Genomic DNA, 16,417 nt, shown 5'->3' with positions numbered 1-16,417 from the left:
GTGTCGGTCTGGGACGACGTCGTCGGGCAGGACACCGCCGTCGCGACCCTGCGGGGCGCGATCGCCGACCCGTCGGCGATGACCCACGCCTGGCTCCTCACCGGACCGCCCGGGTCCGGGCGGTCCAACGCCGCCCGTGCCTTCGCCGCGGCGCTCCAGTGCGAGCAGGGCGGGTGCGGCCACTGCCACGCCTGCACCACCACCCTCGCCGGGACACACGCCGACCTCACGGTCGTCGCGACCGAGAAGGTCACCATCGCGATCGACGAGGTGCGCTCGCTCATCACCCTCGCCTCCCGCACCCCCTCGCAGGGACGGTGGCGCGTGATCCTCGTCGAGGACGCCGACCGCATGGCCGAGCGCACCACCAACGTGCTGCTCAAGGCGATCGAAGAGCCGCCGCCACGCACGGTCTGGCTGCTCTGCGCACCCAGCCCGCAGGACGTCATGGTCACCATCCGCTCGCGCTGCCGCGGCGTGAGCCTGCGCATCCCGCCTGTCGAGGACGTCGCCGCGCTGCTCGAGTCCCGTGACGGGATCGAGCCGGCCGTCGCCCTCGCGAGCGCCCGCGCCGCGCAGTCCCACATCGGCCTCGCACGGCGTCTGGCCCGAGACGCCGGTGCCCGCCAGCGCCGTTCGTCGGTCTTGTCGATCGCCCGCAAGATCCGCGGGGTGCCCGACGCCGTCATCGCGGCCGGTGAGCTCGTCGAGGTCGCGCAGGCCGAGGCGAGGTCGGCCACCGAAGAGCGCGACGCGACCGAGAAGGCCGAGCTGCTGCGCTCGCTCGGCGCCGAGGGCAGCCAGACGCTGCCGCCGTCGCTGCGCTCGCAGGTCAAGCAGCTCGAGGACGACCAGAAGAGGCGCGCGACCCGGCGCCAGCGTGACGTGCTCGACAGGTCGATGGTCGACCTGCTGTCTCTCTACCGCGACGTGCTGGTGGTCCAGCTCGGGGCGCAGGTCGACCTCGTCAACACCGAGCTCGCGGAGACAGTCCAGGCGCTCGCCGAGGAGTCGACCCCGGAGCAGACCGTGCGGCGGATGGACGCGATCGGCGTCGCACGCACGCGGCTGGGAGGCAACGTGTCGCCGGTCCTCGCGCTCGAGGCGATGGCGATCGCGCTGCGGCCGCAGGGCTGAGCAGGAGGCTGGACGGCGGACCGGAGCCCGGGCTGAGCGACAGCCGGTCGGCTGGCGGGCGGCTGGTGGTGATGGTCCACAGGGCCATCGTCCGGTCTGTGGTCCACAGGACGGTCGTCTCGTTGGGCACGACGACGTGCAGTCGATAGGTTGGCTCCGTGACCTCAGCCCTCCATGCGACACCTGCGTCCTCTCCAGCACCCTCTGCGCCCGGCTCCGCCGCGCTGCCCGCCAGCCCGGCCCCGCGCCGCAGCAGGCTGCTGCGCGCTGCGGCTGCCCTCGCCGGCGTCTCCCTCGTCCTCGCGGCGTGCAGCGACCCCGGCTCGAAGGTCCAGACCGACGTGGACCAGCAGGCCGACACGGGCACCACGGCTCCGTCGGGCGATGCGCTGAGCACCGACGGGATCGACGCAGACCTCCTGCCCTTCTACGAGCAGACTGTCGACTGGTCCGACTGCGGCAGCGGCTTCGAGTGCGCCGACATCGAGGTGCCCTTCGACTGGGACGACCCCGCCGCCGACACCATCACGCTCGGTGCCAAGCGCTACCGCGCCTCGGGCGAGAAGCAGGGCACCGTGCTCATCAACCCCGGCGGTCCCGGCGGCTCGGGTGTGGAGTTCGTGCAGTACGTGCCCTTCCTCTTCGGCCAGCCGCTGCTCGAGAACTTCGACGTGCTCGGCTTCGACCCGCGCGGTGTCGGCGAGTCCAGCCCCGTGAGCTGCCTGTCCGACGCCGAGCGTGACGTCTCCGACGCGAAGACCTACACCTCCGACGCTGCAGGGCTCGCCGAGATGCGCGCCGACGCGAAGGTCTTCGGCGAGAAGTGCCTGGAGAACACCGGTCCGGTGCTCGGCGAGGTCGACACGCAGTCCTCGGCGCGCGACATGGACGTCATCCGCCACGTGGTCGGCGACGAGAAGCTCAACTACCTCGGCTACTCCTACGGCACCCAGCTCGGGGCGACCTACGCCGGTCTGTACCCGGAGAACGTGGGCCGGATGGTCCTCGACGGTGCGATCGACCTGCGCCTCACCGACCACGAGATGAGCCTGCAGCAGGCCGTCGGCTTCGAGAACGCCCTCACGGCCTTCGTCGAGGACTGCCTCGCGAGCGGCAGCTGCCCGCTCACCGGGACGACCGACGAGGCGCTCGCGCAGGTGTCCGGTCTGCTCGACCAGATCCTCGCCAACCCCATGCCGACAGGCGACCCGGCGCGCCCGCTGACGCAGACCCTCGCCTTCTACGGCATCGCCCAGCCGCTGTACTCCCAGCAGCTCTGGGGGCAGCTCACGGACGCCCTCGACTCGGCGATCTCCGAGGGGGACGGCAGCGGACTGCTCGCCTCGGCCGACAGCTACAACTCCCGCAACTCTGACGGCACCTACGCCGACAACCAGGGCGAGGCCTTCCGGGCGATCAACTGCCTCGACTCCCGCACCGAGGTCGACATGGCGACGCTCGACGCCGAGGCTGCCGAGATCGAGGCGGAGGCCCCGACGGTCGGGCAGTTCTTCACCTACGGCGGTCTGGGCTGCGCGGACTGGCCCTTCCCGCAGGCCGAGAAGACCGGCGACCTCGCCGCGAGCGGCGCCGCGCCGATCCTCGTCGTCGGCACGACGAACGACCCCGCGACCCCCTACGTGTGGGCGCAGGGCCTGGCCGAGCAGCTCGAGTCCGGTGTCCTCGTCACCTACGAGGGTGAGGGCCACACGGCCTACGGCCAGTCGAACTCCTGCGTCCTCGACACCGTGGACGAGTACTTCGTCGACGGGACCGTCCCCGACGAAGGCCTGGTCTGCTGACCGGCCTGAAGGCTGTCTCGGGGCCCTGGTCGCAGGGCCTCGAGGTGACGTGCACTGCGCGGCGTGTGCCGCACGTCGCGGCTGGTCACGGGACGTGCGGAGCATCACACAGTCTGTCGTTTTGGCGTCGCGGCAGATCGCTTGTAGGCTGAGCGCGGTTCTTCACCTGTGTCAGTGACTCGTCTCCGGGCACAGGAGAGGTCGGCCGCCTTAGCTCAGTCGGTAGAGCGTCTCACTCGTAATGAGAAGGTCATCAGTTCGATTCTGATAGGCGGCTCCAGCACCACGAACGGCCCGGTCCCCATTTGCGGGGGGACCGGGCCGTCGCGGTTCCTACAACAGGGTCAGCTGTGGATCATGTTGTACAGCGTCGCCTCGAGGATCCAGACCTCGGGGACGCCTGCCCGCATGAGGTTGGTGCGTTCCTCGGCCGAGGCAAGCTCGACCCAGCTGCCGTTGTGTGCGTAGATCCCGTGGACCAGCGAGGCGTAGCGGCCTCCAGCGCGGTAGATCATCTTTCGTCCTTCCAGTGGTTGTGCGGTGAGGGTGGTGAGTCGTGCTGCGACTGCCGCCACGGTGGCGGAGTCGGTGGTGATCTCGAAGTGCATCTCGTCCTTGCGGCCCGAGTAGTCGCCGCCCCAGCGGACGGCGGGTGAGACCTCTCCGAGGATGTTCCGGATCGCTGTGACCTGCGCGGCCGTGAAGGTGCCGCTCGCCCCCAGCGGGTGCGCGGGAGCGTTGAGGTCGATCGCTGTGCCGGACGCGTGGTTGGACACGTCCGAGCTGCCTTCGATGGTGCGGTTCGCCCAGCCCCACGAGCTCGGGACCGAGATCTTCTCGACGGTCGCGTCGAACCTGCGGGCGACGTGCTCGAGGACCGTGAAGACCGGTCCGGTGAGCACCCTGCCTGTCACCCAGGGGAACGGCGCGAGCCGGGTGTCAGTGCCAGACGTGATGACGGTCCAGCCGTTCTGGGACGTCGCCATGTCGTACCTCCTTCTGTTGTCCGTGCGGATGTGCGGATGTGCGGATGTGCGGAGTCGTGCGGTGACGGTGGTCGACCCTGTCGACCTGCTCGGACCGGTCAGCTGTGGATGAGGTTGTACAGCGTCACCTCGAGGATCCAGACCTCGGGGACGCCTGCCCGCATGAGGTTGGTGCGTTCCTCGGCGGAGGCGAGCTCGACCCAGCTGCCGTTGTGTGCGTAGATCCCGTGGACCAGCGAGGCGTAGCGGCCTCCAGAGCGGTAGATCATCTTTCGTCCTTCCAGTGGTCGTGCGGTGGTGGGTGCGCCGGTCCCGAGGGCGATCCCCCGGGCGGCCATGAACGGCTGCGGGTCCTGCGGGGTGCCGTTCACGTGCGTCTCGAAGTGCAGGTGGTTGCCCGTGGCGGTGCCGGTCTTTCCGACGGTGCCGATCTGCTGTCCCTGCGTGACGACCTGCCCGCGTGAGACGAGGACTGTCGAGTGGTGCAGGTACTTCGTGAGGATCCCCTCGGTGTGCTGGATCCAGACCTCGTTGCCCCCGGTGGGGGTGAACTGCGAGAACGTGACGGTCCCAGCGGCGGCTGCGTAGACCGGTGTCCCGGCTGGTGCGCCGATGTCCGTGCCGAGGTGCATCGAGGAAGCTCCCCCGGCAGGCGGGGTGCGCGGGCCGAACGGTGAGGTGATCGGCCCGGTGCACGGGTTGCTCCACATGGTGTTCTCCTTTCTTTGTCGGGTGATGATCTGGAGGTCGGGTGGTCCCGCCTCCGTGTCGTGCGGATGGTGATCGGTGCGCTGTGTCCCGGCCGGTCCGACCGACTCTCTGGGACTGCAGCGTGTCGATCGGGGTCGAACACGTGTACGAACCCACGAGGGGTCTCGTGATGTCCCAGACCCTGCTCGGGTTGCTCTCGGCTCCTCAGGGGAGGCCCAGCCGCACGCGTGTGAGAGGTCCCGCGACACCGTCCGGGACGAGGCCTGACCTGCGCTGGAACTCCGCGACGGCCGTTCGGGTCGCCGGTCCCTCGACGCCGTCGACGACGAGGCGCGAATAGGCCGGGTAGTCGCGGTTGAGCCGGGCCTGGACCGAGCGCAGCACCGGGTCCCCTGGGGCTGCCGGTCGCGCCACGGCTGTCGCAGACGAGCGTGTCGGCGGGGTGCGCCGCACCAGCCCTCGCCCGAGGTTCGACCACTCGCCGACGTCGACGTGCAGGTGGTTCTGGTGGCCGCTCGCCGATCCGACCGTCCCGTCGCGGGCATAGGTGGTCGCGAGCCCACGCTGCTCGGCCTCGCCGAGGGCGACGATCAGCCGTGCTCGTTCGGCCGGTCCGTTCGGGCCGTGGTTGAGGTCTGCGGCGAGGCCGTCGGCGTGCCACGAGCCGGTTCTGTGCACGCCGGGCGTCACGCCTCCGTAGGCCGGGTGCTCTCGGACGGAATAGCCAGAGCGTGCGGCCCATGCGAGGAAGTCGAGCAGGACGGGGGTGGGGGTGAGCTGTCGTGACAGGGCCATGTGGGGTCTCCTGGGGTCGAGGTCGGGGAGGCGAGCAGCCCTGATGATGCAAGGCCTCACGCTTGATCACGGAGAATCTATGGCGAGGACTTGAGGGGCCGGGTGTATGTCGGGCGACGAGACGACCCCAGGGCGGCACGGGCCACCCACCGGGGCACGTGCGTCTCGACCCGACGCCAGGCTGCGTGCCACACGGCGACCGCCGTGACGGTCACCAGGAGGGCTGTCGACTCGTCGCCGAGCGCCGATTCGAGCGGCCCCGCAGCCCAGGCGGGCAGGTGCGGCCCCGCGGAGGCCAGGATCGCGGTGACCGTCGCTCCCCAGATCGTCGGGACCGTCGTCCGCAGCCACGACGTCACGAGGTCGCTGTGCTCGGGGGCGGTGGGCGGCAGGTCGGTCGGTGGCGGGTCGGGTCGACTCTCTGTGGTGGTCGGGTCATCGGTGCTCATGTGGTCCTCCAGACCGGTTCAGTCGCCGAGGTCGGCGGGGAGCGGGGGCGGCGGCGGTGCGTCTGGGGCGCTGTGCCGCGCGATGTGCGCGTAGAGCGCGTTGATGAGGCGCAGCGCGCGCCAGTGGCGGTCGCGCACCTCGCGGACCTCGGCCTCGAGCTCGCCGATCCGGGCGGCGTGCCTGTCGACCTGCTGCTGGAGCGGTTCGAGCAGCGAGCGGGTCTGGGCCTCGACGAGGGACGACCAGTGCGCGTCGCCGGCGGCGTCGTCGTCGCGCAGGGCCGTGCGTCGGGCGATCGCGTGGTCGTGGGCGACCCGGAGCAGCGCTGCCAGGCCGCCGGCCCCGACGGTGCCGACGACGAGGCTCACGGCCGTCGGCACCCAGCTCATCGGACCGGTACCGGTGCCAGCGAGTCCCGCAGCTCGTCGACGAGTGCTGCGCGCGAGGGGCCGCGGAGGTCCCGGCGTTCTTTGGGGGTCATGCCCCCGCGGACCAGCCACGGACCGTAGGCGGTGTCTTCTTCGTCCTCGAGGGCGTCGAGCAGGCAGGCGCGGCGGACCGGGCAGGCGGCGCAGACCGCGGTCGCGCGGGCCGCGACGTGCCGGTTGACGGGGTCGAACAGCGCCGGGTCTGCGCCGTCGCAGGCGGCGTCGTCGACCCAGTCCAGCTCGAGGCGCCGGAGCGTGGCTCGGGGGGCTGTCTCGTGAGAGGTGGTCTCGGGAGGGGCGGTGCGCGCTGTCGGGGTGGTCTCGGGTCGGGTGAGAGTGGGTGTGTCCATGAGCGTCCTTCGGTCGGTCAGGTCGTCCTCCGGCGTCGTTCGTCGGTGTCGGGTGCCATCGATGGTTACACCATGTTCCGACAAGTTCAACGTGCTACTTCGTCGTCTCGCACGAACAAGTTCTGTTGCGCCCATCATCTCCGGTCATAATCCCGCGTCTTTGGTGTAGGGTGCCCTGAAGACGACGGACCGACGCGAAAGGGAGCCCTCATGCCTCTCGACCACGACGACAGGGCCCGTGAGGCCGTGGCCACCGAGCTGCGGCGACGCGGGGTGACACCCCGCCAGCTGGCGATCCAGGGCGGTCTCTCCGTCGACACGGTCAACGACTTCCTCAACGGGGTCCGCTGGCCGCGCAGCGGCAGCCTCGGCAAGATCGAGGCCTTCCTCGGCTGGCCGCCCGGTCGCCTGGACAGGCTCGGTGCGGGCGAGGACCTGAGCGGCGACGTCGACGCGCCGGGCGAGCCCGCGGACTCGCCTGCCTCGGGCGTCCTGCTCGACATCGACCCGGAGGTCTTCTCCGACCTCGACCCGAGCGAGCGCGCCGAGGCCGTCGCTGCCGCAAAGCTCACCTATCTCGAGCGGGCCCGGGAGATCCGCCGCTCACGAGGTGCCCTCTGAGGTGCCGCTCAGGGCTGGCCGGCGGGGTCCGTGTCAGCGGTCGGGCGCAGGATGGTCTGTCCCGGCGTCAGCCGGACGCGAGGCAGAGGGGGTCTGCATGAGCTACAGCCCGTGGAGGGACGCCGAGGTGCGTCATCCGCACCTGGACATCGAGCGGTGCGACATCGCACCGGCGCGCGGCGTCTGGGTGCGCAGCGAGAACATGATCCTCATCGACGAGAACCTGGACCGCCCGTGGCGCCGGGCGACGCTGGCGCACGAGCTCGCGCACGTCGACCTCGGGCACGTCTCGCTCGTCGAGGGGTATTTTGCGCGGCGGGTCGAGCGCGAGGCTGACATGCTCGCGGCGCGCCGGCTGCTCGGCAACGTCGACGTCATCGCCGACGCCGTCGCCGCCTACCCGGGGGACACGGCCGCCGTGGCCGACCAGCTCGACGTGCCCGTCGAGGTCTTGGTCCGCAGGGTCGAGAAGATGCACCCTCGGGACCGCGCGAAGATCGAGGCCCGCGTCTCGCGCAGCGCGGGCTGACCTCGCGCGGCCGCGGGTAGCCTCGACGAGGTCGTCGGCGCTCGACGACCCGTAGCGGCACCGGCTCACAGGTGCCCACCGCGGTGCACCGACCCAGGAGGACCCATGGCCCCCACGCTCCGTTCGATCGAGGCGAAGATCTCAGGCGGCGAGCCCGTCGGTCCCGAGGAGGTGCGGTGGCTCGCGGAGTCGCTCCGCGCGCTCGTGGGCCCCGACCCGGACCCCGACGACGAGCCCACGCCCGAAGAGCTCGCCGCCGAGTTCGGCCTCGGCTCGTCACCCTCGCCCGACATGATCGAGTACCTCCGAGAGTTCGTGCGAGACCGCCGGGCGCAGGAGGCCGCAGACGCCTCAGAGTGAGGCTCGTGTGTCCGGGAGGTCACCGCATGTTTCGATCATGTAGCGAAGTTACTAACTCGGGAGAATCTCTGAAGGTTCTTTGCTAGATTGCATCCAGAGCCTCCGCAGGGAGGCGGCGACGCGTCCGCGTCGCCCTGGACGAGAGGACCGATGATGTTTCTATCCACGGGGCGCAACCGAGCTCTGGCCGCGGTGGCGCTGGCCTCGAGCATGACGCTGGTGGTCGCCGGGTGCTCCAGCAGCGGCGCCGGAGCAGGCGGCGGCGAGGGCGAAGACCGCGTGCTCAACGTCTTCGCCGGGAGCCAGACGCCGATCACCGCCAACTTCAACCCGTACTCGCCGACAGCGCTGCACGCGTCGTCAGGGGCGATCTACGAGACGCTGTACTACTACAACAAGGGTGCCGCCGGAGACCCGACACCGTTGCTCGGAGAGTCCTTCGCCTTCGACGACACGGGCTCCGAGCTCACGGTCACCCTGAAGTCGGGTGTCACCTGGAGCGACGGCGAGCCCTTCACGGCCGACGACGTGGTCTTCACCTTCGAGCAGCCCTTCGCCTCGCAGGAGTGGATCACCTCGGTCGAGGCCGTCGACGAGACCACTGTGAAGTTCGTCTTCGACGGCCCGCAGTACACCAACGAGTTCACGGTCCTCGGGTCGACCTACATCGTCCCCGAGCACATCTGGTCCACGATCGAGGACACCACGGCCTACGCCGACGCCGAGCCCGTGGGCACCGGACCGTACATCGTCGACAACGTCTCGACCTCGGCCTACACGATCGTCGCGAACCCCGAGTACCGCGAAGAGGGCAAGCCCGCCGTCAAGAAGGTCCGCTACCTCGGCATCGACAGCAACCAGTCGGCCGAAGACCTCATCCGCACGGGGAAGATCGACTGGGTCAGCATGTTCTCGCCCGAGCCCGAGTCGATCACGGCCGACGGCCGCATGGGGTACCTGCCGCTCTACAGCACCGCGACGGTCATCTACACCTGCGCGAACGCCGAGATGGGGTGCGAGGGCCCCCAGACGGACGTCGCCGTCCGCCAGGCGATCGACGCGGCCCTGGACAGGTCGTCGATCAACGAGAAGGCCTTCGCCGGCGTCGGCGGGGCGGCGTCCCCGACCTTCGCCCTGCCAGGACGTGACGACCAGTGGGTGGCGCCGGGCATGCCGTCCCAGAGCCCGCAGCAGAGCGACGTCGAGGCCGCCCAGGCCATCCTCGAAGAGGCCGGCTACGCCCCGGACGCCGACGGCGTCTACGCCAAGGACGGCCAGCGGCTCGAGATGACCCTCGTCTCGGTCGACGGCTGGAACGACTACAACTCCGCGGCCAAGCTCATCGCCGAGCAGGTCTCGGCTGCAGGCATCCAGGTCACGGCGACGACGGTCTCGCAGAGCGAGTTCGCCGACGCCCGCCAGAGCGGTGAGTTCCAGCTGATCATCGGCGGGGTGAGCGGCACGTCGGTCGCCGACCCGTTCCAGATCTACCACGACTGGTTCACGACGGGGACGACGGCCCCGGTGGGCGAAGAGGTCCCGCTCGGTGCCTGGAACTTCTCGCGGTACGCCGACCCCGAGGTCGACGCGGCTGTCGAGGCCGCCTCGGTGACCGACGACGCGGCGACCAAGCTCGAGGCCTACGGCGTGATCCAGGAGAAGATCGTCGAAGACCTGCCGTACATCCCGCTGATCCTCTCCGCGTCGCAGACCTTCTACGACACGGAGCACTTCACGGGCTGGCCGACCGAGGACGACCTCTACGCCTTCCCGGCACCGTTCACCCCGACGGCCGCCGGTCTGATCCTGTCCACCCTGGAACCTGTGGACTAGGGCTGCCGGCCGGCGCGCCGCCGCGCGCCACCAGCAGACGACGAGAGAGGCCGGGCGCCGCGAACGCCCGGCCTCTCTCGTCGTCTGTCCGGGGTGAAAGCCAGGGAGACCGCAGACGACGGACCGCAGACGACGGTGCGTCCGCTGCCCAGACCCTCGCGAGCCGTCTGACCGCACGACGGCACCGGAGGCGTGGCGACTACGCGGTCTCGCGGCGTGCGCCCGTCGCGAGGAGCCCGCTGACAGTCATGATCGTCAGCGCCCCGAGGACGACGAACAGCGGGACGGTCCATCCGTCTGTGGCTGTGTGCAGGGCGCCGATGGCGTACGGCCCGGCGGCAGCGGCGCTGTAGCCGAGTCCCTGGATCATCGCCGACATCCGCCTGGCCTCGCTCTGCGACCGTGACCGCTGGACCACGAGCGTGAAGATCACCGTGAAGTTGCCCCCCTGGGACATCCCGGCGAGAGCGGCCCACAGCGGCCACAGGTGAGGGGCCACGAGCAGGCCGACGGGGAGCGAGAGCCAGAGCACGCTCATGCAGGCGAAGACCGCGCGCAGCGGCATCCGGCGCGACATGAGCAGCGGGACCCCGACACCTCCGACGATGCCGAAGAACTGGAAGATCGACGCGGCGCCACCCGCACCCGAGTCGCTCATGCCCTGGGTGTCCGTGAGGATCTTGGGCAACCAGGTGGTGACTGCGTAGTAGGAGAAGGCCTGTCCGACGAAGGTGAGCGTCAGGCACCACGCGATACCGCGCCGCCAGACGGGCCCGAGCTCGGCGTCGGAGGTCCCGTGCGCGGGCACCAGGACGACGGGCACCTTCTCGCGTCCGGCCGTCGCGCGCTGCCACAGGACCGCTGCGGCGATCATCACCAGGCCCCACGCGACGAGAGCCCAGCGCCACCCGAAGGACGCGGCCAACGGTGCTGTGACGAGCGTGGTGACGACCGAGCCGAGGTTGAGCGCCCCTGTGTACAGACCTGTCACGGCCCCGGCGGACTGCGAGAAGTCCCGCGCGATGAGGACGGGGACCGCGACGTTGCCGATCGTGATCGCCGCACCGATGATCACGGTGCCCACGACCGCCATCTCGAAGCCGCCGGCCGAGCGCACGCAGGTCCCGACGAACACCGCGAAGAGCGAGAGGGCGATGGCGCGCTCGATCCCGACCCGCCCGATGAGCATCGAGGCGAAAGGGGCGACGAGGGCGAAGCAGAGGACCGGGATCCCGGTGAGGATCCCGACGGTCTCCGGCGTGACCCCGAGTCCGTCGGCGACCGTCGTGACGATCGGCGCGAGGGAGATGAAGGGGGCCCGCAGGTTGAGGGCGTAGACCAGCATCGCGAGGAGGAGCAGCCCGCTCGTCCCGTAGATGCGTGCGCGTTTCGAGATGTTTGCTCCTGATGTCGTCGTGATGATCGATGACAGGTTACGCTCCCCGGCCCGCGCCGATCTTCGCGTGCCCATGCTCCTACCGGGCGAGGACCTGGACCCGCCCTCCGCCAGACCGTGACCATACCGAGACCTGACCTCGTGCAAGAGAGCGCGGGCTGATGACACAGTCCAGTCACGGCATCGAGCATGCCGACGATGCCTGGCAGGCCGCCAGGCAGAGACGTCCGGAGGACCGTGTGACGCCCGAGACCCGCCCAGACCGCGACGAGGCCTGGTTCGACGCGCTGTTCCGCGAGCATGCGCGCAGCGTCTACAGGTATGTCGCGCGCCGTGCTGCGCGCGACGACGTCGACGACCTCACGGCCGACGTGCTGACCGTCGCGTGGCGCCGGCGGGAGGAGGTCCCCGAGGGGCACGAGCTCGCCTGGCTCTACAGGACCGCGGCCTTCACCGTCGCCAACCACCACCGCCGTTCGCGCCCCGTGCTCGTCGAGGTTCTCCCCGAAGACCCCGATCAGACGTCGCCCGAGATCCTCGTCGTCGCGGACCTCGAGGTGCGGGCCGCACTCGCCTCGCTCTCGGACCGCGACCGCGAGATCTTGCTGCTCACGGCCTGGGACGGTGTGGACGGCGACGGGCTCGCGGAGACTCTCGGCATCTCGCGCGGTGGCGCCGACGCAGCGCTGTCCAGGGCCCGCAGCCGGTTGCGAGCCGCCTGGGAGGCGCAGGAGGAAGGGACCGAGGCGGCGACGGAGAAGCCCGGTCCCACGTCCGTCGGCAGGTCACCGGCTGACGGTCGCGCTGACGGTGCGACCGACCTGCCGGACCCGGAGCCTCCGCAGCTTCCGCAGGGTACGACGCGCAAGGACGACGACGCTGACGACACAGACAGGGTGACGGGCCGACAGGGTGGCCCAGCCCCCAGGAGGACATGATGGACACCACCGACCGCACCCCCCAGCAGCACGGCGACGAGCCTGACGAGGCCTACGACAGGCTCCGTGCAGCCGATCCCGCAGCGACCGCCGAGCCCGACCTCTCCGCGATCCGGGCCGTTGTGACCAGCAAGATCGCGGCGTCGACCGGCGACGAGCCGGTCGGGGTGCGTGCCGCTGGCGGCGCACCTGACGAGCCCCAGGGCTCTGCGTCCGCCCAGCCGGGGGTCGTCGACCTCGCTGCAGCCCGCGCACGCCGTCGGCCCTCGCGCTGGCTCCAGGTCGCAGCCGCCGCAGTCGGCGTGGTCGCCGTGGGGACCGCCGGATACGCCTTCGGCGCCCAGGGCTCAGACCCGGAGCCGACGGCGGGTGGCGTCGGGAGCGAGGCTGCCGACGCACCGGCTCTCCCCGTCCCGGCTGGTCCAGCCGCGGGCGACCAGCAGGGTCTCGGCGCACCGTCGACCGAGGAGAGCGCTGCCTCGCAGGCCGACAGGTCGATGATCGCGCCCTTCGGCGGGATGCGGACGCTCTTCACGGCTGTCGGCCTCGGCGACGAGCCGGGCACAGCCACCGCCTACGGCTACGACTCGTCGGCAGCCTTCACCTCGGAGAAGGCCTCGGCGATCGCAGCCCTGGTCGGGCTCGAGGGCACCCCCGAGCTCGTCTACGGGGCGTGGCACCTCGGGTCGACCGACTGGACGGGCCCGACCCTCGACGTGCAGCCCGACGCCGCGACGAGCTTCTACTACAGCGACCCGACGCAGGACCCGTGGGTCGAAGGTTCGACGGCCGTCGCCGTCGACGGCGCGACCGCCACCGCGCAGCTCGCCGACATGATGACGACTCTCGGCGTCGACCCGGCCGGCTACACGCTGACCGTCGAGGACACCGGCACGCAGAACGTCACGACTGTCACCGCGTACCCTGTCGCCGGCCCCGGGGCGACCGGCCAGACGTGGCAGCTCAGCGTCTCGAGCGAGGGGATCTACAGCCTGAGCGGGACCCTCGCGCCCCTCGTCGACCTCGGCACCTACGACGTCGTCGGCCCCACGACCGCCGTGTCCCGGTTGACCGACCCCCGCTTCGGCGCGACCCCGGACTTCTCGATCCTCGCGGACCAGCCCTCCGCCAGGGCCGACGTCCAGACGCCCGAGATGCTCGACCCCGGCATCGGGGTCGACTCGGCCGAGGTGCCTTCTGAGGACCCCGCCGCCGTCCCGACGGTCCCGCCGACCCTGACCCCGGGGACCAGCTTCTCGTGGCCTGTCGCCGAGGTGGCGATCACCGGAGCCGAGCTCACGACCACCACGGTCTACGCGGCCGACGGGTCTGTCGCCCTCGTGCCGGCCTACAGGCTCACGGGAGACGACGGCAGCGGCTGGACCGTCGTGGCCGTCACCGAGGAGCACCTGGACTTCGCGGCCCAGCGCTGAGGTGCTGACTGTGGTTGGCCGCCCAGCTGCTCAGCTGGTCGGCCGCCCAGCGGTCCAGCCGCTCAGCGGTTCTGGGACGCCAGGGTGCGCAGCGCGCCGCGCTGCAGCTGAGCGCCGGCCGACTGGACGAAGGCGGGCATCCACCCGAGCTCGGCCGTGAGCCACCGGCGGGCGACGGCGTCGACAGGGAAGAAGGTCCGGCGGAAGAGGTCGTTGCGCACGGCGACTGTCGTGCGCGGCTCGTCGGCCACCACCTGCCAGCGGCTGCTGCCGCACTGCTTGACGAGGACGTCGCCGAGGGCCACGCCGAGCGCGCCGACCAGATAGTCGGGGTCCCAGCGGTCCGACTCGGGTGCCCTGTGCCACGCCCGGCAGTACGCGTCGAAGAGGGACGAGAGGTACCCGACAGACCGCAGGTCGGCACCGGGGCCCCGCAGGTGCTGGCGGAGCTCTTCCATCCACACGAGCTCGACCACGCTCGGCTCGCGCAGCACGACGGCGCCGTCCTCGGGGCCGGGGGCCGCGGGCGTCGGGTCGGCCTGCGGGGACGACGTGCGTCCGTGCGGTCGCAGCAGTGGCTTCATGCCCTCCCTATCGGCCGGAGGTCACCCGTTCTTGACGATTTCCGGGCGAGTCTGCGCCGCCTTTCATCCGCTGGTCGAGCCAGCCCGCCCCAGCGGCGAGGACCAGGAAGACGACGGCGACGACGAGCGTGCTCAGGAGCGCCGAGGCGTAGCCGTCCTCCGCGGCGTCGAGGAAGGGGTACGGGTACCAGCCCACGATCTCACCGCGCACGAAGGTGTACGCGATCCAGGCGAGCGGCGCGACGAGCGACCACCCGATGGTGCTCCGGTCGATCCTCGGGCGCGGCCCGAACAGCACCCAGCCGACGACGACGGCCAGGGGGGAGAGCACGTGCAGCAGCAGGTTCGACACCGCGCCGGCGGCCGAGAGCTCGACGAGCCCTCGCAGGACGGTGTTGTAGACGATGCCCGTCACGGCGATGCACAGGATCGCGTCGAGGCGGGCGACGCGGAACACCCGCCCGTCGCGGTCCGGCCGGACCGCGAGCAGGACCGCGACGACGCACACGAGGACGTTCGACAAGATCGTGAAATAGCTGAAGAGCCTCACGAGGCGCTCGAGCATGGATCCTGCCTCGCCGGGCCCGTCGAGGAGGGCGACGACCACCTCCATGACGACACCTGTCCCGGCGAGGAGGGCTGTCGCTGCGTGCCACGTGCGCTGGACGACCACTGCGTCTCCCGGGGGTGAGGCGTCTCGCGCGCCTGTCGGAGCGCGTCGCCAGTCTAGGCAGGTGGTCCCGGGGTGGCGAGATGTGCGTGCGCTCGAGCCCTGGGGCTCGGACCTGGTCAGGGGTACGGTAGGGGGACAAACCGTACCCGACGTGAAAGAGGTCCTCATGCCTACTCGCACCGCACGCACAGCATGGAACGGCACGCTCGAGGAGGGCGCTGGCCAGGTCGAGCTCAGCAGCTCGAAGGCGGGGACCTTCGACGTGTCGTTCCCCAAGCGCGCAGCTGACGAGGCGGGTGGCACGACCAGCCCCGAAGAGCTCATCGCCGCGGCGCACTCCTCCTGCTACGCGATGCAGCTCTCCGCGCTCATCGGCGAGGCCGGCGGCACGCCGGACTCCCTCGACGTGAGCGCCGACGTCTCGCTCGCCCCCGACCCCGCCGGCGGCTTCCAGATCACGAAGATCGTGCTCACGGTCCGCGGCGAGGTCTCCGGGATCGACGAGGCGACCTTCCTCAAGGCGACCGAGGACGCGAAGGCCACCTGCCCGGTGTCCAAGGCCCTCACCGGCACGACGATCACGCTGGACGCCTCGCTCGAGAAGTAGCAGGGCAGCAGGAGAAGACCATGACGCACAGGACCGCCGGGCACGAGCCCGGCGGTCCTGCTGCGTCATCGGGGGAGGGGCCCCGTGAGGTCTCCCAGGACGGCCGAGAGCGTCCGGACGAGGAGGTCGCGCAGCTCGTGCTGGGTCAGCGGGCTGCCGGCCAGCCACGCGGCTGTCGTGTTCTCGGCGAGGGCGACCCACCCGCGCGACAGGAGGGCGAGCGCGTCGGGGCCGAGCCGCTGGTCCCCTCCGGAGGCGTCCGGGGTGGGCGAGGTGCTCGACGCGTGGACCGCGGTCGAGCGGCGGGCGAGGCGCTCGACGAGGAGCGAGCGGGCGTCGGCCAAGATCTCCTGGGTCTGGGGGTCGTCGTGGAGCGCACCCCGCCAGATGTCCGTCCACAGCTCCCGGCGGGCGGTGACCGTGGTGATGAAGGCGTCGAGCACGACGACGGGCCGTTCGGGGGTGACCGGGCCCTGCGTCGCGGCGAGGGCGGCGAGCAGGTCGTCGACCGCGGCGGAGACCACGGCGCGCTGCAGCCCGACCACCGAGCCGAAGTAGTGGAACACCAGCGCCTTCGAGGCCCCGGCGGCCGTCGCGACGGCCTGCGTGCTGAGGCTGCCGATCCCGTCGGCGGCAGCGAGCCGCTCGGCCACGACGAGCAGCTCGCGTCGGCGGTCGGCAGGCTCGAGTCGGGTCCGGGGTGTGTCGCGGCTCATGGCTCTTGTCTACCAACAGTGTTGACCTCAGGTCAACAGCGTCGTAGATTCTTTGTTGACCACTAGTC

At 70.9% G+C, this 16,417-nt stretch carries 19 protein-coding genes and 1 tRNA gene; 10 read left to right on the top strand and 10 right to left on the bottom strand.

Features of this window, described 5'->3' with window-relative positions; translation table 11 throughout:
- The 3 genes from SANBI_RS16005 to SANBI_RS15995 all read left to right on the top strand — a co-directional run bounded on the left by SANBI_RS16005 (window position 1) and on the right by SANBI_RS15995 (window position 3,219).
- Window positions 1–1,137 (top strand): DNA polymerase III subunit delta', encoded by a 1,137-nt coding sequence (locus SANBI_RS16005; protein ID WP_056127899.1) that lies wholly within the window; start codon window positions 1–3, stop codon window positions 1,135–1,137.
- 158 nt (window positions 1,138–1,295) lie between these two features.
- Window positions 1,296–2,939, top strand: coding sequence for an alpha/beta hydrolase (locus tag SANBI_RS16000; RefSeq protein WP_319156778.1), 1,644 nt, complete (start codon window positions 1,296–1,298; stop codon window positions 2,937–2,939).
- 204 nt (window positions 2,940–3,143) lie between these two features.
- A tRNA-Thr gene (locus SANBI_RS15995) sits at window positions 3,144–3,219 on the top strand.
- Window positions 3,220–3,283: 64 nt separating this feature from the next.
- Here SANBI_RS15995 and SANBI_RS15990 read toward each other — a convergent pair.
- The 6 genes from SANBI_RS15990 to SANBI_RS15965 all read right to left on the bottom strand — a co-directional run bounded on the left by SANBI_RS15990 (window position 3,284) and on the right by SANBI_RS15965 (window position 6,659).
- Window positions 3,284–3,925, bottom strand: a complete 642-nt coding sequence (locus SANBI_RS15990) for a M15 family metallopeptidase (protein ID WP_319156776.1) — start codon at window positions 3,923–3,925, stop codon at window positions 3,284–3,286.
- A gap of 98 nt (window positions 3,926–4,023) precedes the next feature.
- The gene (locus tag SANBI_RS15985) at window positions 4,024–4,635 is read right to left on the bottom strand and encodes a M23 family metallopeptidase (RefSeq protein WP_319156773.1); all 612 of its coding nucleotides are present in this window, start codon (window positions 4,633–4,635) and stop codon (window positions 4,024–4,026) included.
- A gap of 205 nt (window positions 4,636–4,840) precedes the next feature.
- Window positions 4,841–5,431, bottom strand: coding sequence for a peptidoglycan-binding domain-containing protein (locus tag SANBI_RS15980; protein ID WP_319156770.1), 591 nt, complete (start codon window positions 5,429–5,431; stop codon window positions 4,841–4,843).
- 77 nt (window positions 5,432–5,508) lie between these two features.
- The gene (locus SANBI_RS15975; RefSeq protein WP_319156768.1) at window positions 5,509–5,880 is read right to left on the bottom strand and encodes a hypothetical protein; all 372 of its coding nucleotides are present in this window, start codon (window positions 5,878–5,880) and stop codon (window positions 5,509–5,511) included.
- Between the two features lie 18 nt (window positions 5,881–5,898).
- On the bottom strand, window positions 5,899–6,270 hold the full coding sequence (locus SANBI_RS15970; RefSeq protein WP_056127915.1) for a hypothetical protein: 372 nt from the start codon (window positions 6,268–6,270) through the stop codon (window positions 5,899–5,901).
- Window positions 6,267–6,659: a WhiB family transcriptional regulator gene (locus SANBI_RS15965; RefSeq protein ID WP_319156766.1), complete on the bottom strand. Its 393-nt coding sequence runs from the start codon at window positions 6,657–6,659 to the stop codon at window positions 6,267–6,269. The genes SANBI_RS15970 and SANBI_RS15965 overlap by 4 nt, the downstream gene beginning before the upstream one ends.
- Window positions 6,660–6,869: 210 nt before the next feature.
- Between SANBI_RS15965 and SANBI_RS15960 the strand changes: the two genes are divergently transcribed.
- From SANBI_RS15960 to SANBI_RS15945, 4 genes are all read left to right on the top strand, one after another.
- Entirely contained in the window at window positions 6,870–7,280 is a 411-nt protein-coding gene (locus SANBI_RS15960; protein WP_056127922.1) for a helix-turn-helix domain-containing protein, read from the top strand.
- Between the two features lie 97 nt (window positions 7,281–7,377).
- Window positions 7,378–7,809: an ImmA/IrrE family metallo-endopeptidase gene (locus tag SANBI_RS15955; RefSeq protein ID WP_179913583.1), complete on the top strand. Its 432-nt coding sequence runs from the start codon at window positions 7,378–7,380 to the stop codon at window positions 7,807–7,809.
- 105 nt (window positions 7,810–7,914) lie between these two features.
- Window positions 7,915–8,169: a hypothetical protein gene (locus SANBI_RS15950; protein ID WP_319156762.1), complete on the top strand. Its 255-nt coding sequence runs from the start codon at window positions 7,915–7,917 to the stop codon at window positions 8,167–8,169.
- Window positions 8,170–8,322: 153 nt separating this feature from the next.
- Window positions 8,323–10,002, top strand: coding sequence for an ABC transporter substrate-binding protein (locus SANBI_RS15945; protein WP_319156760.1), 1,680 nt, complete (start codon window positions 8,323–8,325; stop codon window positions 10,000–10,002).
- Window positions 10,003–10,201: 199 nt separating this feature from the next.
- On the opposite strand, the gene SANBI_RS15940 is transcribed toward SANBI_RS15945, so the two are convergent.
- Entirely contained in the window at window positions 10,202–11,473 is a 1,272-nt protein-coding gene (locus tag SANBI_RS15940; protein WP_319156757.1) for an MFS transporter, read from the bottom strand.
- A gap of 164 nt (window positions 11,474–11,637) precedes the next feature.
- Between SANBI_RS15940 and SANBI_RS15935 the strand changes: the two genes are divergently transcribed.
- On the top strand, window positions 11,638–12,336 hold the full coding sequence (locus SANBI_RS15935; RefSeq protein WP_319156755.1) for an RNA polymerase sigma factor: 699 nt from the start codon (window positions 11,638–11,640) through the stop codon (window positions 12,334–12,336).
- On the top strand, window positions 12,336–13,769 hold the full coding sequence (locus SANBI_RS15930) for a hypothetical protein (RefSeq protein ID WP_319156753.1): 1,434 nt from the start codon (window positions 12,336–12,338) through the stop codon (window positions 13,767–13,769). Before SANBI_RS15935 ends, SANBI_RS15930 begins: the two co-directional genes overlap by 1 nt.
- Window positions 13,770–13,831: 62 nt before the next feature.
- Here SANBI_RS15930 and SANBI_RS15925 read toward each other — a convergent pair whose 3' ends face one another.
- Together SANBI_RS15925 and SANBI_RS15920 are read right to left on the bottom strand one after the other, a co-directional pair.
- Window positions 13,832–14,353 (bottom strand): DUF3806 domain-containing protein, encoded by a 522-nt coding sequence (locus SANBI_RS15925; RefSeq protein ID WP_319156751.1) that lies wholly within the window; start codon window positions 14,351–14,353, stop codon window positions 13,832–13,834.
- 7 nt (window positions 14,354–14,360) lie between these two features.
- On the bottom strand, window positions 14,361–15,026 hold the full coding sequence (locus SANBI_RS15920) for a Pr6Pr family membrane protein (RefSeq protein ID WP_319156749.1): 666 nt from the start codon (window positions 15,024–15,026) through the stop codon (window positions 14,361–14,363).
- 166 nt (window positions 15,027–15,192) lie between these two features.
- Between SANBI_RS15920 and SANBI_RS15915 the strand changes: the two genes are divergently transcribed.
- Window positions 15,193–15,633, top strand: a complete 441-nt coding sequence (locus SANBI_RS15915) for an OsmC family peroxiredoxin (RefSeq protein WP_056127944.1) — start codon at window positions 15,193–15,195, stop codon at window positions 15,631–15,633.
- A 65-nt stretch (window positions 15,634–15,698) separates the two neighbouring features.
- Here SANBI_RS15915 and SANBI_RS15910 read toward each other — a convergent pair whose 3' ends face one another.
- Complete coding sequence (locus SANBI_RS15910) at window positions 15,699–16,349, bottom strand: TetR/AcrR family transcriptional regulator (protein ID WP_319156747.1); 651 nt, start codon at window positions 16,347–16,349, stop codon at window positions 15,699–15,701.
- Window positions 16,350–16,417: the final 68 nt, after the last annotated feature.

The organism is Sanguibacter biliveldensis, assembly GCF_033798665.1.
Classification (GTDB): Bacteria; Actinomycetota; Actinomycetes; order Actinomycetales; family Cellulomonadaceae; genus Sanguibacter; species Sanguibacter inulinus.
Note: the sequence above shows the minus strand (reverse complement) of the source record. Positions and strands in the feature narration are given on the sequence as shown.